This window comes from Natrialba sp. SSL1 (assembly GCF_001861355.1).
GTDB lineage: Archaea > Halobacteriota > Halobacteria > Halobacteriales > Natrialbaceae > Natrialba.
Map to the genome: position 1 here is coordinate 29,143 of NZ_MASN01000043.1, position 19,579 is coordinate 48,721.

Annotated in this window: 18 protein-coding genes and 1 tRNA gene; 9 read left to right on the top strand and 10 right to left on the bottom strand. The window is 60.1% G+C overall.

Going from position 1 to position 19,579, the window contains the following annotated elements; genetic code table 11:
- Positions 1–35 precede the first annotated feature (35 nt).
- The 5 genes from BBD46_RS16290 to BBD46_RS16305 are packed head-to-tail and all read right to left on the bottom strand — an operon-like array spanning position 36 to position 2,287.
- Complete coding sequence (locus BBD46_RS16290) at positions 36–803, bottom strand: proteasome assembly chaperone family protein (RefSeq protein ID WP_071402751.1); 768 nt, start codon at positions 801–803, stop codon at positions 36–38.
- Between the two features lie 5 nt (positions 804–808).
- On the bottom strand, positions 809–991 hold the full coding sequence (locus BBD46_RS21770) for an RNA-protein complex protein Nop10 (protein WP_084777791.1): 183 nt from the start codon (positions 989–991) through the stop codon (positions 809–811).
- A gap of 38 nt (positions 992–1,029) precedes the next feature.
- The gene (locus BBD46_RS16295) at positions 1,030–1,830 is read right to left on the bottom strand and encodes a translation initiation factor IF-2 subunit alpha (RefSeq protein WP_071402752.1); all 801 of its coding nucleotides are present in this window, start codon (positions 1,828–1,830) and stop codon (positions 1,030–1,032) included.
- A complete protein-coding gene (locus BBD46_RS16300; protein ID WP_006654182.1) occupies positions 1,827–2,000 on the bottom strand; it encodes a 30S ribosomal protein S27e in 174 nt (57 codons plus the stop codon). The genes BBD46_RS16295 and BBD46_RS16300 overlap by 4 nt, the downstream gene beginning before the upstream one ends.
- A gap of 5 nt (positions 2,001–2,005) precedes the next feature.
- Positions 2,006–2,287: a 50S ribosomal protein L44e gene (locus tag BBD46_RS16305; RefSeq protein WP_006169133.1), complete on the bottom strand. Its 282-nt coding sequence runs from the start codon at positions 2,285–2,287 to the stop codon at positions 2,006–2,008.
- 340 nt (positions 2,288–2,627) lie between these two features.
- Between BBD46_RS16305 and BBD46_RS16310 the strand changes: the two genes are divergently transcribed.
- The 4 genes from BBD46_RS16310 to BBD46_RS16325 all read left to right on the top strand — a co-directional run bounded on the left by BBD46_RS16310 (position 2,628) and on the right by BBD46_RS16325 (position 4,438).
- Complete coding sequence (locus BBD46_RS16310) at positions 2,628–2,894, top strand: HAH_0734 family protein (protein ID WP_071402753.1); 267 nt, start codon at positions 2,628–2,630, stop codon at positions 2,892–2,894.
- Positions 2,895–3,109: 215 nt separating this feature from the next.
- Complete coding sequence (locus BBD46_RS16315) at positions 3,110–3,562, top strand: GtrA family protein (RefSeq protein ID WP_071402754.1); 453 nt, start codon at positions 3,110–3,112, stop codon at positions 3,560–3,562.
- Between the two features lie 60 nt (positions 3,563–3,622).
- A tRNA-Met gene (locus BBD46_RS16320) sits at positions 3,623–3,697 on the top strand.
- A gap of 324 nt (positions 3,698–4,021) precedes the next feature.
- Positions 4,022–4,438 carry a DUF7555 family protein gene (locus BBD46_RS16325; RefSeq protein WP_071402755.1) on the top strand — a complete coding sequence of 139 codons (417 nt, stop codon included), beginning with the start codon at positions 4,022–4,024 and terminating at the stop codon, positions 4,436–4,438.
- 135 nt (positions 4,439–4,573) lie between these two features.
- Here BBD46_RS16325 and BBD46_RS16330 read toward each other — a convergent pair whose 3' ends face one another.
- From BBD46_RS16330 to BBD46_RS16350, 5 genes are all read right to left on the bottom strand, one after another.
- The gene (locus BBD46_RS16330) at positions 4,574–5,941 is read right to left on the bottom strand and encodes an ABC transporter ATP-binding protein (protein WP_171908228.1); all 1,368 of its coding nucleotides are present in this window, start codon (positions 5,939–5,941) and stop codon (positions 4,574–4,576) included.
- Positions 5,925–7,235: an ABC transporter ATP-binding protein gene (locus BBD46_RS16335; RefSeq protein WP_084777792.1), complete on the bottom strand. Its 1,311-nt coding sequence runs from the start codon at positions 7,233–7,235 to the stop codon at positions 5,925–5,927. Before BBD46_RS16335 ends, BBD46_RS16330 begins: the two co-directional genes overlap by 17 nt.
- Complete coding sequence (locus BBD46_RS16340) at positions 7,232–8,464, bottom strand: ABC transporter permease (RefSeq protein ID WP_071402757.1); 1,233 nt, start codon at positions 8,462–8,464, stop codon at positions 7,232–7,234. Before BBD46_RS16340 ends, BBD46_RS16335 begins: the two co-directional genes overlap by 4 nt.
- Entirely contained in the window at positions 8,464–9,432 is a 969-nt protein-coding gene (locus BBD46_RS16345) for an ABC transporter permease subunit (protein ID WP_084777793.1), read from the bottom strand. The genes BBD46_RS16340 and BBD46_RS16345 overlap by 1 nt, the downstream gene beginning before the upstream one ends.
- A 132-nt stretch (positions 9,433–9,564) precedes the next feature.
- Positions 9,565–11,385 (bottom strand): ABC transporter substrate-binding protein, encoded by a 1,821-nt coding sequence (locus BBD46_RS16350; RefSeq protein ID WP_071402759.1) that lies wholly within the window; start codon positions 11,383–11,385, stop codon positions 9,565–9,567.
- Between the two features lie 512 nt (positions 11,386–11,897).
- On the opposite strand from BBD46_RS16350, the gene BBD46_RS16355 reads away from it, so the two are divergent.
- From BBD46_RS16355 to BBD46_RS16375, 5 genes are all read left to right on the top strand, one after another.
- Complete coding sequence (locus tag BBD46_RS16355; RefSeq protein WP_071402782.1) at positions 11,898–13,676, top strand: ABC transporter substrate-binding protein; 1,779 nt, start codon at positions 11,898–11,900, stop codon at positions 13,674–13,676.
- Between the two features lie 169 nt (positions 13,677–13,845).
- On the top strand, positions 13,846–14,907 hold the full coding sequence (locus BBD46_RS16360; protein ID WP_071402760.1) for an ABC transporter permease: 1,062 nt from the start codon (positions 13,846–13,848) through the stop codon (positions 14,905–14,907).
- Positions 14,908–16,620 (top strand): ABC transporter permease, encoded by a 1,713-nt coding sequence (locus tag BBD46_RS16365; protein ID WP_071402761.1) that lies wholly within the window; start codon positions 14,908–14,910, stop codon positions 16,618–16,620.
- Positions 16,621–16,625: 5 nt separating this feature from the next.
- Positions 16,626–18,053 (top strand): ABC transporter ATP-binding protein, encoded by a 1,428-nt coding sequence (locus tag BBD46_RS16370; protein ID WP_071402762.1) that lies wholly within the window; start codon positions 16,626–16,628, stop codon positions 18,051–18,053.
- Positions 18,050–19,459 (top strand): ABC transporter ATP-binding protein, encoded by a 1,410-nt coding sequence (locus BBD46_RS16375; RefSeq protein ID WP_071402763.1) that lies wholly within the window; start codon positions 18,050–18,052, stop codon positions 19,457–19,459. Before BBD46_RS16370 ends, BBD46_RS16375 begins: the two co-directional genes overlap by 4 nt.
- The last annotated feature ends 120 nt before the right edge of the window (positions 19,460–19,579 follow it).

Genomic DNA, 19,579 nt, shown 5'->3' on the forward strand with positions numbered 1-19,579 from the left:
CGGAGCGTATGCCAACTGAACGTTCTGTGCCGAGCTTATCCGATATACCGCAGATCGTCGTCCGTCGGCACGTCCATCTGCTGTTGCTGTTCCATCTCCTGGATCTTCCCGATGACATCTTCCATCTCCTCGGCACGCTCGTCGAGCGTCTCGTAATCCAGGTCGATCTCGAGTACCTCCTCTAACACCTCGAGCACGGCGCGGGCGCTTTTCGGATCGACGAGGTAGCCGCTCGTCTCGCCCATCAGACATGCCGACTCGAAGCCGCGACGGGCACCAAGGCCGAGCAGCAGGCCCGAGACCCCGACGATGCCGCCCGCCGGTTCGTCCTCTCTGAACTCGACGCCGGCCTCCTCTAAGTCCTCGCGCATCGACTCCTCCGTCATGGCACCCACGACGGCGTACTCATCGATGAGTTCGCCCGTCGGAATCCCGCCGAGTGCAAACGCTTCGGAGGCCCCGAACTCCTCGGCGATGTCGAGGAAGGCACCTGTCAGCACATAGTGGCCGTCGTTCGTCTGCGCCTGATGATCGCCGGTCAGCAAGAGCAGGTCGCGTCCCTCGGGTGGAGAGACAGCGTAGATCTCGGCACACGTGAGTTCCGAGACGCCGTCTTCGACGGTCACCTGCGGTGGGAACTCGCGAGAGTACACCCGTCGCACGAGCGTACTCTCGCCCTCGAGTTCCTCCAGCAGGTGGTCGACGGCGAGTTTCCCAACGTGTCCGACGCCCGGCAGCCCCTCGACGAGTACGGGGTCGTCCAGGTCGAGTTCGGCGACCGCGTCGATGTCGAGTTCGTCCATATACCCTAGCAGCGATGGCGACGTTTAAGAGCGCGTCGGTACTCGCCGTAGGGATCTTCGGGATCGAAGGGTGCGGGGGCACTGTTTTCGGTGTCAGCGCCACAGTCCGGACACGTCGCAGAAAGGGTATATCGCGGGCGGTCGTGTCGCTTGCGCCACGCCGAACACACCCGGATATCAGATTTCATTGTCGCTGTAGTGATTGCAAGACGGCTGTATCAGTCCGTTACTCCTCGTCAGTCCGTCGCTCGCGGTGGTACTCGCCGTCGCCACCGTGGCCCTGGATCGCAGCGACCGCGCGATCCGCACTCTCCTCGAGTTGGGCCTCGGCGGTCTTGTAGTTCGGCGCCTGCACACGGATCCGGTACTCAGGTGCGCCGACGTAGGTCACTTCGAGGTCGACCTCCTCTGGAACCTCGCCGTTCCCTTCGGCGGCCTCGAGTGCCTCGCGGATGCCGTCTACGCCGGTCGCCGATGGATTCTCGAGGTCGACGTAGCCGGTGACGTTGACGTACGGCACCGAGACGTTCTCGCGAGCGGTTTCGACGAGCGATTCGATCTCGTCGTCTGTGAGCTCGGTGCTCTCGAGCGCCTCGCTGCCGTGGATTGCAGCCTGCTTGAAGCCCTCGTAGAGGCTACCGTGTGCGCCGATGAGCTCGTTCGCGATCGCGGTGAACTCCTCGTCACCGATGTCGTCGCCGGTCGCCAGATCCATCCAGTTGTCGGCCTTCTGCTCGTTTTTCCACTGTTGGATCTTCTCCGAGCGCTGGTGGTCGTTGACGTCCTTGAGCGAGAGGTCGATCTGCTGGGACTCCTCGTCGACATCTAGGACCTTGCAGACGACGATCTGGCCCTCTCGGACGTGGTCACGGACGTTCTTGATCCAGCCGCTGGCGACCTCGGAGATGTGAATCAGGCCGCGCTTGTCCTCGTACTCCTCGAGATCGACGAAGACACCGAAGTCTTCAATCTCGTCGATCTTGCCGACGACGAGTTCGCCGGGGTCGGGCCAGCCGCTGTACTTCATCGTGACTCGACGGTGTCGACGATCTCGTGTTCGATCTCGGCTTTGCCACCGGTCGGTCGCGCGAGCGTCGTGCCACAGACGGCACAGGCGACCTCCGTGGAGGCCTTGCCGAAGACGGTCTGTTCGTTCTCGCAGTCACTGCATCGAACGCTGTAGAAATTTCCTGCCATTGAAATCACTCCTGGAACTCGAGTCGGCCGGCGCGCCATCCCTCGCGGAGGTGGGCCTTGCCACACTCGTTGCAGCGGTACTTGAGGTCGGTCTTCTTGGTTGGCTTCTCGCCACCGGGAACCTTCGAGAAGCGACCGGAGTTACCGATCGACGCGGTGTTGCGCCGGGTTCGGCGAGCGTCCCACTTCATACCGGAGGAACGACCCGATCGGGACTTCTCGACTTCGTGTTCGTGGTGTTCGTTACAGTGCGGGCAGTACGTATTGAATCGGCGTGGCATCTGCATGGTTATCTCACTTGACGTGGGCTAAGATAGCGCTGTTTAAAACCCGTTTGGTTCGTCGTCGGCTTCGACGCCGAGGGCGACCCTTACGCGGGCGCGCGTTTCGTGTACAGGTTCGTTCGTCCCGTCGGTCGTTGGTAATATCGACACAACCACCGCGCCAGTCCTGTGAGTAGCATCGGTTCCACCATCGTCGACAGCACCGGCTATCGTCGCCACTGCAAGCCACTGTACACCTGATCGCACGGTAGCTGTGCGATCAGTGAGTAAATAGTTGCAGTTGTTGCTCTCCCAGCCACAGGTGTTCGAAGCGTTTAATCCGCTCTCCTGAGAACTGTGGCGTATGAAGCGGCTCATCATCCACGGGGACCCCGGTATCCGAAAGGGGGCAATCATCGAACACGACGGTGAGGAACTCGTCTGCTTCGGGATCAACCGCAACGGCGAGTGGCACGGCCCCGAGGAGGTCCAGCTGTGGTGTATCGTCGGCGCTGACGCGGAGTACGAGGACTTCGAACACCAGAACTACATCCCGCACTTCCTCGACGTCGAACGCGTCGACGCCGAGGCCATCGACGTCGTCCGTCCGCAGGGCGACCTGGCGGTGTAACGCAGCTAGGTGATCGATTTCTCTCCACGTGTACTCCTGGACAGAACAACAGACACTACGCACGCGTTGATCACGATACACGTGGATTACAAGCCGCCATCCCTCACGATTTCGAACCGAACTCGTCATCCGATGTCGGTTCCCGACAACAACAGGCCTACCTCCACTGTACTCGAGTACCGTGCGTTCACACGCTGGACAGTTGTTCCCTGCTGATGACTGAATCACTCATCGACGCCCTTCGGACGCGGATACATGCACTGCTCTCGACGAGTCGATTTACTCAGTTTGCCAGCGTCGGACTCGTCGGTGCGACGGTCGATAACGTCGGGCTCATTACACTGGTCGAGTTGACCGGACTCGATCCGGTCTTCGCGAAAGTAATCTCTTGGGAGCTCTCGATCGTGGTAATCTTCATTTTGAACGAGTACTGGACGTTCGCCAGCCACGGGAAGATGAGCGTGTGGGCGTTCGGTCGGCGATTCCTCCGGTCCAACGCGGTCCGGTTCGGTGGGTTTCTGGTGACGCTGACGGTCCTTGCGGTGTTGGTCAACTGGTACGGCGTCAACTATGTTATCGCGAATGTCATCGGAATTGGGGTAGGGTTCTTCGTGAACTATACCTGTGAGAGCCTCTACACGTGGAAAGTCCACCAGGACGAGCGGTAGAAACCCGCACACGGCGCCCGAAACACAACCCTTAACTAGCACACCGGGTTACGATATGGTAGCGGGATGGGATAGCCAGGAGATTCCGGCGGGCTCATAACCCGCAGACCGGTAGTTCAAATCTACCTCCCGCTATGTTTTGACGCGAACAAATTCGTGAGCGTCATCCATAGCATGTGGTTGTTTGAACGAGAGAAGACCGTGAGCGGAGCGAGCGGTCTTCGCGTAGTTCAAATCTACCTCCCGCTACGTTTCAGGGATTCAGACTCACTCCTCACACTGTTCGTCGTTCGTTGTTGAATCCCTGTGAATACTACCTCCCGCTACATTTCGGGCGAACGGCAGTAGCAGCCGGTGATCCACCGGATCCGACAACAATTCATCACTGATTCGTCCAGCATCTGTGCACGGACAACACAAACCAGACACTAGAAGTAGACCCCCTTCCCAGATACCGACATGACACAGGAGTCCCGTCGGCTCCTCCGCACCGCCGATGCGCTGGTCTCTGCACTGCTCATCACCGCCGTCGTAGCCGTGATCGGACTCGTCGTCTCGGCCGTCCGCGACGGCAACTGGACGACAGTCCGTGAAGCAATGTTCGTCATCGGCATCCTCCTCCTAACGTTTGGAACCATCCTCACCCGACCTGGCGTCCGCCCACGAATCAAGCGTGAACTCGAGGACGACGAGGACGAAGCACGACCCCAAATCGAGTCCGACGCAGAGACGCCGACGCCACACCAGAAGCGTCTGGCAGCACTACTGAACAGTTCGAACCCGCTTACGGAGTCCGAGCGGTTATCGCGCGGCGTTCGATTCTTGCTTGCAGGCGGGCTCGTGCTCATAGTGACGTTTTGGACGGAGTACTGGTAGCTGATAGGTACGTCATAGCGAGCACCGGTCGCCGAGGAACTGGTACCGGAGACCGATCTGCACCTCAGCGAAAGGAGTCACACAAGAAGGAGAACGGAGAGAGCAACCGCGATCCGTCGGTTTGGTTCGCGTCGGTCAGTCCGATCGCACCGTCTGCTCGAGATCCGTCGGCGGCAGTTCGTTCTCGTTGCGAAGGCAAGATGCGGTTTGTCCGGACTCCGTCTGCTCGAGTGCGGGCGACTGCGTCTCACACGGTGTCGCGAATTCGGTAGCGAGTGAGTCGCGGGCGTCGTCCTCGTTGCCGGTAACGATGTTCTCGATCGCCGACTCGAGAACGGCTTCGGCCTGCGGGTCCGACAGCGGCTTCGGAATGTCGAACTCGTCGCGCAGTCGGACCTTCGTCTCGGCGGTCGTCACCTCCTCGATCGTTTCGTACTCGTCGACTTCGGTGAGGCGCATCTCGCGGATCGCCTCGACGTTGAGTGCACCGTCGTCGAGCTTCTGCCGGAAATCCATCACGCGTCGCCAGGTTTGCTGGTCGAACTCGTAGCCCTCCGGCTGGATGACCTCGGGACAGCGCGTGTGGAACCGACATCCCGATGGCGGATTCGACGGGCTCGGCACGTCGCCGGTGAGTTCGACACCCATACCACGGTCGTTCGGATCGGCAGTCGGGATCGAGGCCAGCAGCGCCCGCGTGTAGGGGTGTTGTGGATTCGCGAAGACCTCGTCCGTCCGTCCGAGTTCGACGATTTCACCGAGGTACATGACGGCGACGCGGTCACAGATCTGACGAATAACAGCCAGGTTGTGGCTGATGATCAGGATACTGAGTCCGAAGTTCTCCTGGAGGTCGTTCATCAGTGACAGAATCTCGGACTGGATCGAGACGTCGAGCGCCGAGACCGGCTCGTCCGCGATAATCATGTCTGGGTTCATCGAGAGCGCCCGCGCGAGACCGACGCGCTGTTTCTGCCCACCGCTCAGTTCGTGTGGGTAGCGGTCGGCATCCGACGCGGAGAGCCCAACTCGTTCTAACAGGTCGGCGACGATCTCGTTTCGACGGCCCTTGTCAGTCAGCCCCTGTACCGTCAGCGGCTCGGCGATTGCATCACCGATGCTCATCCGGGGGTCGAAACTCGACTCCGGATCCTGGAAGATCATCTGGACGCGGCGTCTGAACGCCTTCATCTCGTCGCTGTCGTACTCTGTGATATCCTCGCCGTCGAACTGAACGGTCCCCTCGGTTGGCTCTTCGAGTCGGATGAGCGAGCTCGCGGCGGTGGATTTCCCACAGCCACTTTCGCCAACGATACCGACCGTCTCGCCGGGGTGGACGTCGAAGTCGATGCCGTCGACGGCGCGAACACGGCCGACTTCCTTCGAAAGGATGCCCTCCGTGATCGGATAGTGTTTCTTCAGGTTTCGCACGGAGAGCAACGGCTCGTCGGTCTCGTTGCTGCCACGACGGCGGTCGGCCGATCGGTTACTCACGGTAACCACCTCCGGCCGTCCGCTCCTGTGTCTCGCTCTCATCCGTCCCACCATCGGTCCGACCGGGGCGCTGCGTCCCACTCTCACTCGCGGCGTCGCCACCGACCCGCTCGAGTACCGACGGATCGTCGGCGGTCTGGTAGTGGACACACGATACCTCGTGTCCGTCGCCTGTAGCGGACTCGAAGGCCGGCTGTGCGCCGGTTCGACACTCCTCGATCGCGTACGGACACCGGTCTGCGAACCGACAGCCCTCCGGCGGGTCGATCGGATCCGGTAACGATCCCGGGATCCCACCGAGCGAGCCGTGGCCCGGTAGGCACTCGAGTAGCGCCTTCGTGTAGGGGTGGGACGGCGAATCGAAGACGTCGTAGACGCTGCCTCGTTCCATCACCTTGCCGGCGTACATGACGACGACGCGGTCTGCGATTTCGGCGACGACGCCGAGGTCGTGGGTGATGAAGATGATGCCCATCTCGAACTCCTCCTGGAGGTCGCGCAGGAGTCTGAGGATCTGGGCCTGGATGGTGACGTCGAGTGCCGTCGTCGGCTCGTCGGCGATGAGCAGATCGGGCTGGCACGCGAGCGCCATCGCGATCATCACGCGCTGTTTCATGCCGCCGGAGAGTTCGTGTGGGTAGTCATCGAGGCGGGCACTGGCTTCGGGGATGCCAACGCGGCTGAGGAGGTCGACGGCCTCCTCGCGAGCGTCGTCTTTCTCGACATCCTGGTGGAGCTGGATCGCCTCGATAAGTTGCCAGCCGATAGTGTAGACCGGGTTGAGCGCGCCCTGTGGGTTCTGGAAGATGTGGCTGATGCGTGCGCCACGGATATCGGTGAGCTCTTCTTCGGAGCGAGCAGCCAGGTCGTCGCCGTCGAAGACGACGGAGCCGTCTGCGATCGACCCGGGTGGACTCTTGAACAGTTGCGTGATCGATTCACTCGTCACCGTCTTGCCGGAGCCGCTTTCGCCGACGATACAGACGGTTTCGCCAGGGTGGACGGTGAAGTCGATGCCATCGACTGCCTGTACTTGCCCATCGTCGGTGTCGAACACCGTTCGGAGGTTATCGACGGTGAGCAGCGGGTCGCCGCGTCTACTGTCAGTGCGGGCTTTCGTAGTGGTATTCATGGTCGACTCGTTGGGGGTGCTCGTTGTAGCTGTGGAGTTTGGGTGGACTGGTTCTGTCTCAGATGCGTCTTCGACGTCGTGACCGGATTCGGTTCCGTCTTCGTGACTACTCTCGTTCCCGCTGCCGCGGTCAGGACTCGGCGAGGACGGCGGTGTTGGTGCCGGCGTCATTCGCCGCTCCCCTCCGAACGTGGGTCGAGTGCGTCGCGGAGCGCGTCGCCGATGAAGTTGAACGCGAGGATCGTGAAGAACAGGAAGACCCCCGGAATCGTCGAGATCCACCAGGCGTACTGCAGGTCGTCCCGACCGGACGCGATGACCTCACCCCACGATGGGATCGTCGGATCACCGAGCCCGAGGAACGCCAGGCTCGCCTCGAAGAGGATGAGCCCGGGAATGAGCAGCGTCACCGCAGTGATGACGCTGTTCGAGACGTTCGGCAGGAGGTGGCGACGCATCGTCCAGAAACTGCTCGCACCCGCGTTCTTCGCGGCGAGGACGTACTCCTCTTCGCGGCGCTGGAGTGCCTCACTCCGGACAATACGGGCAATTCCGCCCCACCCGAGCAGGCCGAAGATCACGATCATGCTGAACAGGCTGCCACCGTAGAGGTAGACGACCATCAGGTACAGGAAGAACGTCGGGAACGTGATCTGGATGTCGACGTAGCGCATGAGCACGGCGTCGATCCAGCCGCCGAAGTAGGCGGCACTCACGCCGACGATCGCCGCGATCGTGATCGTAATCATCGCAGCGATCAGGCCGACCTGCATACTGACCTCCATCCCGTAGATGACCGAGACCAGGATGTCCTTCCCTTCGTGAGTCGTTCCGAGCGGGTGTGCCCAGGTCCCATGACAGCGGCCGCCCGAGACCTCTCCGGCACACTCGACCGGCATCCACTCTTCGACCGACATGAACACCGGCGGCTGGTAGGCGCTACTGGGGTCGACCGTCGGTCGATCGAGGAACCGCGGTCCAATCGACCCAATGACGAAGATAATCCCCAGGTAAATCAGGCTGACAACGGCCGCCTTGTTCTTGCGGAACTGCCGCCAGTAGTACCTCGTCATCCGCTTGTTCTCGTACAGCGGCACGACGACGAAACACAGGATCGACAGCAGCGTCAGAATGTACAGCCAGTCGAGTGCCTGCAGGTTGACTCCGAGCGTGCCGATGGTGTCGGTCCCCGGCGTCTTGATGACGTAATCGTAGATGACACCGGCGGCAAAGACGGTGTAAATACTTGCAATGATGATCGCCTTGAGTGACAGCGACCGATGTGCGTCGTCGACTTTCTCCCAGTCGACATCTTCGAACGTCTCACTGGTGGAACCAGCACCGCCACCGCCACCGCTACCGGCACCGGCCGAACCGTGAGGATCGTTGTCAACAGACATCAGGAATCACCGTAGTCGATCCGTGGATCGAGCACTGTGTAGGCGACGTCCTGTGCCAGGTTCCCGATGATTGTCAAGAACGCTGGCAACAGGACCGTCCCCATCACCAGCGGTGTATCCTGATTGATGATCGCCCGGAAACTGAGCATCCCGAGTCCCGGAATGCCGTAGACGACTTCGATCAGATACGATGACACCAGGATGATTCCCAACAAGTCTCCGACGAGGATCGTCGCGAGGGGAACCGAGGCCGGCCGGAAGATGTGACGCGTCAGGATCCGTCGTCCCTCGACACCCTTGGCCTTCGCCGTTTTGACGAACTCAGCCTCGACGTACTCGAGTGCCTCCGCGCGGGAGTAGCGCATCAGACTCGCGATCGAACTCAGTGTGAGCACGATTATCGGGAGTATCAGCTGTTGGGCGTTCTCTAACGAGAAGATGGCCACGCTCGTATCGAACAGGATCGGCACCCAGCCGAGCATCACCCCGAAGATCACGAGTAGGATGATCGCGAACCAGAAGTCCGGAATGCTCAGCCCGAAGAAGGCGAAGAACGTCGCCGCGTAGTCACTCCGGGTGTACTGGTTGGTCGCGGAGTAGAGGCCGATAGCAATGCCCAGAACTGTCGAGATTATGACGGAGGGAACCCCGTACATCATCGAATACGGTATTGCATCAGCTATCGCTGTCGTGACTGGTTGTGCACGTGTCTCAGACCATCCCCAGTCGAGCGAGAGCATGTTTCCCATAAAGTCGACGTACTGGACGTGAATCGGCTGGTCGTATCCGTAGTAGCTCTCGTATGCCTCCCCGATTTCGCTCGGATCATCACCGGCCTGTGCGGCCTGGAACTGGAGTTCAGCAAGCTGTGTATCCGGCGTAAAGTACAGGAGCATAAACGTCAGCGTCAGGACGATCAGTGACGCGACGACTGCCCAGGCAACTCGACGCAGAATGTAGGTTGTCATGCTCATGCGCCATCACCACTGCATTCCAATAAGAGTATGAAAGGTAGCAACACGGTTGAATTTCGGTTTCAGTCTCGTTCTCGGTTACGTTAGTGTTAATATGCCGCGCGAATCGAGTGTTGGTCAGCGAGGTTATGCTTCGTCGAACGCCCAGGTGTGGCGGTCCCACGCCTGACCGAACTCTTCTTCGGGTCCATCGACGTACCCCTGGTACCCGATGATGTCGTCACCCATGGCGACGAAGTTAACTGGCTGATCCTCACTCAGAACACCGAAGATTTCTGCGAGTGTCTCCTGGCGCTCGCTCTGGTCTGCACTCGTTCGGACGGTGCTGAACATCGACGCCATGTCGGCATCCGGAACGTAGCCGAAGTAGTTCGTCGGTGCTTGTTCCGTCCAGAACGCGTCGGTTGCGGCCGGCGTTCGTGGATAGGTGTTGAAGTTGATCCCGTACATGAGGTCCCAGTCCTCTTCGCTTGCGGAGCCATCGCGTGGGCCGTCGTTGTTCGGGCCACCGGTCCACGGCTGGTCGTCCTCGTCGCCCTGCCAGGAGTTTTGCACGTAGTTCGGGATCATCTGGTCGAACGTCACGGAATCGAACTCGACCTCGATACCGAGATCGCCTAGCTCGTCGCCCATGAACTCGGCCGTGGTTGCCGTCGTTTCGGTCCCGCGCGAGTAGACCATCGTCAGCGTGACCTGTTCACCGTCTGGGTCGAGCAGCGTTCCGTCGCTGTCGTACCCGTACCCGGAGCTCAGGTTCTCCTCGAGAAGGTCTCGTGCAGCATCTGGATCGTAGCTATCCCCTTCGCCGAACTGGGTCACTTCGGATTCATCGTACCACTCCGACCACTCTGGCTGGAACGTGTGTGCGACCTCTGCGTAGCCACGGAGGATGTTCTCCGTAATCTCGACCTTGTCGATCGCCATCGAGAGCGCCTGCCGAACCTCGCGCGTGCGAAGTTCTTCCCAGCCGTTCATTCGCTGGTTGTACGCCATGATAGTCAGGTACGAGTACGGAACTTCCAGGACGTCGACGTCCGGTCGGCCCTCGAACTGTTCGACGCGGGTCGACGGAATATTGGTCTCTTCGATCTCGCCCTGTCCGAGCGCACTCATCCGGGTGCTGTCCTCGTCGATCGCCTGATAGGAGAACTCCGTAAAGCTTGGCGCGTTCTGCCAGGCCTCGACCTGCTCGTCGCTGATGTAGTCCGGGAAGTCGTCCGCGTCGAGTTCGTTCATGTAGTAGTCGTCGTTTCTGACGGCGACGAACTCGGAGTCGCGGTCCCAGCGTTCGAACGTGTACGCACCGAGGTTGCCCGCGTAGGCCAGTTCCTGCACTTCGTCGTCCTGATCGAGACCCTCTCCGTCTTGGTCGTCGACGTACGGTTCAAGCAGCCCCTGTGGCATACAGTACGATCCCCAGAGGTCCGGCTCGAACGGCCAGTCGGCGTTCGGATTCTCGAGTTCGATCTGGAACTCGAGTTCACCGGTTTCTTCGACGTGGGTTCCAGCCCAGTTACCGGCTGCTTCGGAGAGCGCCCAGTTGTCCTCTCCTTGGTGAACTTCCTGAATCATGTACACCCAGTCAGAGGCGGTCATCTGACCGTAGTCACCGCCCCACTGGAGGTTGTCGCGGAGGGTTGCGACGTACACCTGCGCGTCGCCGGTGTCCTCGACGTCCATCCACAGTGGGAAAATCTGATCGTCGGAGGTAACCGTGTATGCGCTGTCCATCACCAGCGCGAGCCGGTTGTTCGTATTGTTGTCGGACACCTGAATGAAGTTCATCGATTCGGCGTCCGTCCCGTCGGCGACGGTGTAGGTATCGTCTGTTTCTTCGTCGTCGCTACCCAGGCAGCCAGCAGCCCCAATCACACCCGCTGCAGTAAGTCCCTGAAGGACACGGCGTCGGTTGATACCAGTTCGGTATCGCTTGTTATTCTCCACCATGAAACCACGGTATTAGCACAAGTATAAATAGGTTGTTGTTCCTGGTTCAACAAGAGATTGCCAGGGGGGACACACACCGGGTTTGCCCAATGCCTGTCCCGTAATATGGAATTGAAGACAGTGTCTGTCCGGGTATCAGCAGAGACACTGAAATAAACAGACAATGTGTTGTGGTTGGAATCAGCCCACAACCGAGGCGTTTATAAGTACTTGCTGGCCAGCAACTGCGTTGTATCACCAACGCATGCGTCAGGGATGGCTCCTACCGGAAAACTGGTTAAACAGTATCTAACTGTAACGACTGATAATTGTGGTAATTATCTAACTCGAAAACCATCCATGTCTGTGGTTTACCCTGCCTACAGCGTCACTGTTCTGAGAAATAGATGTTACCACCAACCAGAGTGTGTTGTACACAATTGTCACACAATACGAGATTGTGTACAAGTAATGGTAGCACACCGGATCCAAAACAAAAATTTATGGGACATGAGTGTCTCGTCTCACTCGAAATGGCGAATGAAATCGATCAGTCCCGGCGGACTTTCCTGAAGACTGCTGGGGCGGGTGCAGCGGTGGCAACGTTTGCTGGGTGCATTACCGACGAGGATCCCTCCGAAGAGGAGGGTGGGGACGAGGGTATTCTGAACCGGATCAACTCGACGATGACGTCGCTCGATCCGATTCAGTCGACTGACACGGCCTCCGGTGAGGTCATTAACCAGATTTACGAGGGGCTTACGTACTTCCCGAACGGTGGCGCAGAGGTCGAGAACCTCCTCGCCGAGGAAGTCGAAATCTCCGACGACCTGCTGACGTACACGTTCACGCTGAAGGAAGCCGAGTACCACGACGGTACTGAGCTGACCGCAGACGACTTCGTGTACGCGTTCCGTCGACTCGCCGAGTCCGAGAACAGTGAGCGCGCGAACTTCATCCTCGGTGATATCTTCCTCGCAATCGAACACGAGACGGACGACGATGGTGCAGTCGTTCCGGAGTCGATTGGAGCCGAAGCGATCGACGACCGAACGTTCGAGATTACGCTCCGTTCGGCGAACCCGAACGCGCTCGACCTCCTGTCGTACGATTCCTTCTCCGCGATTCCAGAAGGAATTGTCGGCGACATCGAGGGCTACGACGGCGAGTACGAACACAGCGAGTTCGCGAGCGAAGTCGCAGTCGGTACCGGTCCGTTCGAGTTCGACAACTGGGACCCAGACGCAGAAGCCGAAGTCTCCACGTTCGACGATTACCACGGCAGCGTGGCGAACATCGACGGCGTCCACTGGCAGATCCTCGAAGACGACACTGCACACTTCACCTACGCGATGAACCGCAGTGCCGACGTCTTCAGTATTCCAACCGCGGACTACGATCAGTCGCTGATCGACGCGGAAACGGACGACGAAGGGCGTGAAATCGGTGAGTACGGTCCCGTCGAAAACGGTGACATGCTCGATTACGTCGGCGTTCCACAGCTGTCGACCTACTACTTCGCGTTCAACGCACCGTCCGTCCCAGTCGAGATCCGACAGGCTATCGCATACGTCCTGGACCGTGAGGAACTCGTCCAGAACATCTTCGAGGGACGTGGCGAAGAGGCAGTGACGTTCACGCCGCCAGGTGCGTTCCCAGGCGGTCCGGAGCGTCGCGATGAGTTTATCGAGGATTACCCGTACGAACTGTTCGAGACGGACCGTGACGCCGCACGAGATCTCATCGAATCTGCTGGCTACGACGACGACGATCCGTACGAGCTAACCCTGACGACCTACGAGAGTGAGGTCTTCCAGGAAGCCGGCCGGGACCTCCGTGACAAGCTCGCCGGACTCGGTGTCGACCTCCAGCTCGAGGAGACCCCGTTCGCGACGCTGCAGGAACAGGGAGAGAACGGCAACCTCGAGTTCTACTCGCTCGGCTGGACGTGGAGCTGGCCAGCAGCAGACTACGGGATGTTCGGCTTCGAACCGGAGAACACCAACACGTCCCTAATGCCCGGCGATGCGAGTGGCTACTACCTCGACTGGCACGAAGAGGACTCCGACGCGTCGGCAATGGCCCAGGAAGCCTGGGAAACTGTCGAAGCGAATCCAGAGCCCGAGGAAGGACAGGAAGCTCGCAACGAGGCGTACATCGACATGGAGCAGGCCATCTGGGACGACGCGGTCATGCTTCCGCTGTACCACGAAATCGCCGAGCAGTTCAACTACCAGCACGTCGACATCGAGCCGTTCGGAACGATGGGCGACTACCTGCAGCGGTACAACAACGTCACGCTTGACGAATAACGGCCGTCTAGCAGCAGAGCCGTAACTGTACAGCCGCGGTCCGGGAGTTCTCCCTCTCCCATCCAACTGTACGTGCGTTCAACGATAATAGGGAGGTTTATAATCCAGGAATGCTCGAACAACCTATAGTACGAGATATGATGCAGACGTTGCAGACGGGTGATCATTCGTGAGCCGCTGGCGGTACTTCTTCCGCCGGTTGCTCCTGTCGGTCCCCGTCGTTCTCTTCGGGCTCACGATTACGTTCGTCATCGTACGAATGGGCCCCATCGACCCTGTCGCCGCCATTGTTGGTCCTGAAGGGGGAGGCGCAAGTCGCGGACGTATCGAAGAACGACTCGGATTGAACGAACCCCTCTGGCAGCAGTATATTGACTTTATGGTTAATATGCTGACGTTCAATCTCGGCCAGTCGTGGGTTATTCAGCCAGGTCGAAGCGTCGAAAGCCTGCTGATGACCTACGCGCCACGAACGCTCTGGCTCGGGTTTTGGTCGGTTCTGATCGCTATCTGTATCGGGATCCCGCTCGGCTTCTACGCCGGACTGAACCCGAACACGAAGAGTGACTACCTCGCATCGTTCGGCGGGATCGTCTGGCGCGCAATGCCAAACTTCTGGCTCGCCATCATCATCCTCGCCGTCCTTCGCCAGTCCGAACGGTTCTTCTTCGGGCTGAGCTGGCAGTCACTTGGTGTTAGCAACAACCTCATCGGTCAGCCACCGCTCGACTTCATTGCGTTTACTGACTGGATCACGGTTGGGATTATTAGTATCCCAGTAGGGGTGTACTTCTCGTTCAGTACTCTCATCGAATCGATCAAGCAGGTCATGCCCGCCGCGATCGTGCTTGGCTCGGCCGCGATGGGGAACGAAATGCGAATCGGTCGAACGGCGGTGCTCGAAACGATCAACTCGAACTACGTCGAGACGGCGAAGGCTAAGGGGCTTCGTGACCGCGTCATCGTCTGGAAGCACGTCTTCCGGAACGCGCTGGTTCCGCTCGTCCCGATCATCACGAACGAGGCGTTCATCCTGATCGGCGGCTCGGTCATCGTCGAAGTCATCTTCGGCATCAACGGTCTCGGCTACCTGTTCTTCCAGGCAGCCGTCCAGGGTGACCTTCCGCTAGTCGGATCGCTGATGTTCATTTTCATCGTCCTGATCGTCTCGATAAACATCCTCCAGGACTTCCTCTACACCGTTCTGGATCCACGCGTGGGGTACGAATAGATGAGCATGAACGAATTCGACGACAAGACGCTTCGAGAACGAATCGCCGACAATCCACAACCGGCGCTTGCCTGGCTGGCTGGCGTCCTCGTGCTCGTCGCCCTGGAGCTCGGGCGACTCGCATCCGGTCTCGTGCAGGTCGGCGAAACGACCCGGTTTGCACTCGGCGGTATCGCATCGGTTCCGGGATCGGTCGAAGAATCCGTCGCGAGTTCGCTCGGTGAGATTGCCGGACTCGTCGCGTTCGGCCTCACGGTGCTCGTGTTACTCGGCATCGCAGCTATCCTCGTCAAGTGGCTGTTGATCCCCTGGACACTGGTCGACCGCCTCGGCATCGAGGCAAGCACCGGTGTCAAAGACATCATCGAACGCGTCATCGTCACCGGACTCCTCGTCGTCGCTGCTGCCCTCGTCGTGCTGACACCAGTCGGTGGCGTCCTCGAGATGGCAGTCAGTGCGCTCACCCGCGGTGTCGAATGGGTGAGTTCGCTCCCGACGATTACGAGTCGCGAACTCATCTCGAACGAAGGCTACCAGCTTCCTGATGGCAGTTGGGAAGGGACCTTCCTCGGTCTCTCACCTGCCGTTGCGTGGGCGCTTCGTGTTGCTGTCGTCTACGCGTACGCACTGGTCTGGCTGGCCTGGCTCTGGCGCGGCTACGAAACGTTCCGCGAACACTACCGTGAGGCAGACTGGACGCCTCGCGACGACAGCATCAACCGCCTCCGGAACCACTACTGGGGGATGTTCGGTCTCATCGTCGTCATCATGTTCCTCGTGATGGCGCTGTGGGCACCCGCAGTCAGTCCCGCGACAGCTGAGGCCAACCTGTACCAGCCGTACGAACACGAGTTCGAGTACTACGGCGACGATGGCGTCGAATCGATTACCCACGGCGAGGCGAACTCCGACAGTCGCTCGCAGGGTGGTGATACCAACGTCGGTGTAATGAGCTATGACAACCACGACCGGTTCCATCCGTTCGGGACAAATACGGACGGGAAGGATCTCTTTACCTTCTTAGCGTATGGAGCCCAGGTCTCGCTCGTCATCGGACTGCTCGCAACCGTCCTGATGGCAGTCATCGCGACGGCACTCGCGCTCATCACGGCGTACTACAAGGGCGTCACCGACCTGGTGACGATCGTGGCCAGTGACTCGATCATCTCCTTACCACGATTCTTACTGGTCCTGTTGCTCTCCGTGCTGTTCATGCAGGCCAATCACCCGGTCGCGGAGATCTACGACGGGGGCTTACTCCTGGCGTTAATCTTCGCCGGGACCGGCTGGCCACTCCTGTGGCGGTCGGTCCGTGGTCCGGCACTCCAGGTTTCCGAACAGGAGTGGATCGATGCCGCAAAGAGCTACGGCCAGAGTCCCGCAGCAACCATGCGAAAGCACATGGCGCCGTACATCGCCGGCTACATGCTGATCTACGCCTCGCTGTCGCTCGGTGGGGTCATCATCGGCGTCGCTGCACTCTCGTTCCTCGGCTTCGGTGTGCAGGCACCGACGCCCGAGTGGGGCCGTGCAGTCTACGAAGGCCAGTCCTACATCGCGACGTCCTCGTGGCACATCGCAACGCTGCCGGGGATCCTCGTCGTGTTACTCGTGACTGGCTTCAACGCCCTCGGTGACGGGATCCGCGACGCAATCGACCCACAGAGTGAGGCCAGCGACGGCGCTGCCGGCGCTGCCGGAGGTGGTGGATAATGGCTATGGAATCTGACTCTCCAACTGCGGCGACAGCAACGACAACAGCGGAATCGACGACGGCGGCCGGGGCTGCGGCACGCGATGAGCCGATCCTCACCGTCCGAAACCTTCAGACCTCCTTCTTTACGGATAAGGAGGTCATCCGCGCAGTCGACGGCGTGAACTTCGACATCCGGCCCGGCGAAACCGTCGGAATCGTCGGCGAGAGTGGCTCCGGAAAGAGTGTCACCGCCCGTTCGATCATGGGACTTGTTGACTCGCCCGGACGGATCATGTCGGGAAGCAGCATTCGCTTCAACCACGTCGAGACGCTCATCTCGTTCGCCTCGGACTTTTCCGAGCGAACCGTCAATCTCGACGACCTCGAGGCAGAGCACGACCCCGCCTCGCTGTTCGACCACCCCGACATCGACGCGACACCGCGGACGTTCGGCTACGACGACCGCGAGGAAGCAACGATCGAAGACTTCGTCGGCGCCTACGGCGAGGCACTCGAGTTCATCGGCGACGACGACTGCGTCTTCGTCAGAGGTGGCGGCCCGAACGATCCGGAGTCGATCACCGACGGGTTCGTCGAACTCACTCGCTGTACGGGTGAGATCCAGCGCGCGATGCGCGGCGGTCGAATCGCGATGGTCTTCCAGGACCCGCTAACGAGCCTCAACCCGGTGTACACGGTCGGGAACCAGATCAAGGAGACGCTGCGACTCCACCAGGATCTGTCCGGACAGGAAGCGACCCAGGAAGCGATGAACCTGCTCGAGGCGGTCGGGATTCCGGACGCGCGCCGGCGCGTGACGGAGTATCCCCACCAGTTCTCTGGCGGGATGCGCCAGCGTGCGGTCATCGCGATGGCGCTCGCCTGTGACCCCGACCTGCTGATCTGTGACGAGCCAACGACGGCACTCGACGTCACCATTCAGGCCCAGATTCTGGACCTGCTGCGAGAGCTTCAGGAAGAGCGCGACCTCGGAATCATGTTCATCACCCACGACATGGGTGTCATCGCCGAGGTGACCCACCGCGTGAACGTCATGTACGCGGGCGAGGTCGTCGAGACCGCGGGTGTCCACTCGCTGTTCGACGATCCGAAACACCCCTACACGCAGGGGTTACTCGAGTCCATTCCGGGCCGTCAGGAGAGTGACCGACTGCAGACGATCGAGGGCAACGTGCCGACGCCGAACGAGCCGGCGACGTACTGTCGGTTCGCGCCGCGGTGTCCAAAGGCGTTCGAAGAGTGTGAGGCGGTCCATCCGGATACGGTTTCGGTTGGCGATGCGAGCGAGGACGAACAGACCGATCACACGGCAGCGTGCCTCCTCTACATTGATAAATACGTGAACAATCACGTTCGGACGGAGACAGGTGCACAGACCCAAACCCAGCCACAAACCGACGCCGACACAGCCGGAGGTGACGAACGATGAGCCAGAACGCGATGGAAGCGAACGCAACCGAGACGGAGCCACAGGTAGGGTCGTCCCAGGACGACGACGTCATGGTCGAAGTTCGTGACCTGCGGACCTACTACGAAGGCGAGGGCCTCTTCGGCGGCACGCCGGTCAAGGCAGTCGACGGCGTCTCCTTCGACATCAAGCGCGGTGAAACGCTTGGACTGGTCGGCGAATCCGGCTGTGGAAAGAGTACCCTCGGACGAACGCTCATCCAACTCGAGTCCGCAACGGGTGGCGAGATCCGATTCGACGGCACGGATATCACGACGCTGTCGGGCGCTGAGCTCAAGAAGTGGCGTCGGAACGCCCAGATGGTGTTTCAGGACCCAGACTCGAGTCTCAACGATCGGATGACGATCGGTGAGATCGTCCGAGAACCGCTCGACGTCCACGACTGGAAGACGCCGCGTGAGCGTCGCCAGCACGTGAAAGAACTGCTCGATACGGTCGGCCTCCAGCGCGAGCACTACTATCGCTACCCCCACCAGTTCTCCGGGGGGCAGCGTCAGCGAATCGGCATCGCGCGAACGCTGACGCTCGAGCCGGAGTTCATCGTTCTCGACGAACCGGTGTCGGCACTCGACGTGAGTGTTCAGGCAGAGGTCATCAACCTTCTCGAGGATCTGCAAGAGGAGTTCGGCCTGACGTATCTCTTCATCGCGCACGACCTCTCGGTCGTGCGCCACATCTGTGACCGGGTCGCTGTGATGTACCTCGGCAACATCATGGAGATCGGGCCGACCGAAGAGCTGTTCGCCAATCCGGCGAACCCGTACACGCACTCGCTGCTGTCGGCGATTCCGGAACCAGATCCCTCGGCGCACAAGGATCGGATTACGCTCCATGGAACCCCGCCGAGTCCGCGATTCCCGCCGGATGGCTGCCCGTTCAGCACGCGCTGTCCGGCTCGGATCCGGCCGCCGGAGTACGAGGAGCTGGACAACGAGCTCTGGGTACAGCTCGATACGCTTCGTGAAGTGTTGCGCGAGCGCGACCGAGCGGAGAAGTCGGTTACTGACCGCATCCGCGAACTGCTCGGCAAGGAGCCGCGGTTCGGAACGATCGAGGAGATCTATGGCGAACTGTTCGACGAGCACGACGTCCCGGCCGATGTGCAGGAAATCCTCGATGAGACGGCGGATCTCGCGCGCGATGAAGGCGAGATTGCTGCACTCGACCGACTCGGTGAGGAGTTCGGGAGCGTCTGTGAGGGCTATGACCCTGACCCTGACACCGGCGCCGAGAACGAGGACGAAGACGACCCAGTTGCACCCGAGTACTACACGGTCAGTCCCTCGGGACGACGCAGCTTCTGTCACCGCCACGATCCGAACGCAGAGTACGCCGAACCGGATCAGGTGCTCGACGAGCGCCACTAACGGAACACACGAGTACTGATCGGCCGCGTCTACGTGTGGCTGATCGTGGCCGTCTCACCGTTTTCCCTTCGTTGCTCACGTACTCGCCACCGTAGTTGGTGGTCTGGTGTGTCCTTCTGG

Bases quoted from the DNA above. Each gene is read 5' to 3' on its own strand.
- BBD46_RS16315 (WP_071402754.1), top strand. From the start codon at position 3,110: ATGACTGAATCACTCATCGACGCCCTTCGGACGCGGATACATGCACTG.
- BBD46_RS16290 (WP_071402751.1), bottom strand. From the start codon at position 803: ATGGACGAACTCGACATCGACGCGGTCGCCGAACTCGACCTGGACGAC.
- BBD46_RS16375 (WP_071402763.1), top strand. From the start codon at position 18,050: ATGAGCCAGAACGCGATGGAAGCGAACGCAACCGAGACGGAGCCACAG.
- BBD46_RS16355 (WP_071402782.1), top strand. From the start codon at position 11,898: ATGGCGAATGAAATCGATCAGTCCCGGCGGACTTTCCTGAAGACTGCT.
- BBD46_RS16370 (WP_071402762.1), top strand. From the start codon at position 16,626: ATGGAATCTGACTCTCCAACTGCGGCGACAGCAACGACAACAGCGGAA.
- BBD46_RS16350 (WP_071402759.1), bottom strand. From the start codon at position 11,385: ATGGTGGAGAATAACAAGCGATACCGAACTGGTATCAACCGACGCCGT.
- BBD46_RS16295 (WP_071402752.1), bottom strand. From the start codon at position 1,830: ATGAAGTACAGCGGCTGGCCCGACCCCGGCGAACTCGTCGTCGGCAAG.
- BBD46_RS21770 (WP_084777791.1), bottom strand. From the start codon at position 991: ATGAAATCTGATATCCGGGTGTGTTCGGCGTGGCGCAAGCGACACGAC.
- BBD46_RS16310 (WP_071402753.1), top strand. From the start codon at position 2,628: ATGAAGCGGCTCATCATCCACGGGGACCCCGGTATCCGAAAGGGGGCA.
- BBD46_RS16365 (WP_071402761.1), top strand. From the start codon at position 14,908: ATGAGCATGAACGAATTCGACGACAAGACGCTTCGAGAACGAATCGCC.
- BBD46_RS16305 (WP_006169133.1), bottom strand. From the start codon at position 2,287: ATGCAGATGCCACGCCGATTCAATACGTACTGCCCGCACTGTAACGAA.
- BBD46_RS16340 (WP_071402757.1), bottom strand. From the start codon at position 8,464: ATGTCTGTTGACAACGATCCTCACGGTTCGGCCGGTGCCGGTAGCGGT.
- BBD46_RS16325 (WP_071402755.1), top strand. From the start codon at position 4,022: ATGACACAGGAGTCCCGTCGGCTCCTCCGCACCGCCGATGCGCTGGTC.
- BBD46_RS16345 (WP_084777793.1), bottom strand. From the start codon at position 9,432: ATGACAACCTACATTCTGCGTCGAGTTGCCTGGGCAGTCGTCGCGTCA.
- BBD46_RS16335 (WP_084777792.1), bottom strand. From the start codon at position 7,235: ATGACGCCGGCACCAACACCGCCGTCCTCGCCGAGTCCTGACCGCGGC.
- BBD46_RS16300 (WP_006654182.1), bottom strand. From the start codon at position 2,000: ATGGCAGGAAATTTCTACAGCGTTCGATGCAGTGACTGCGAGAACGAA.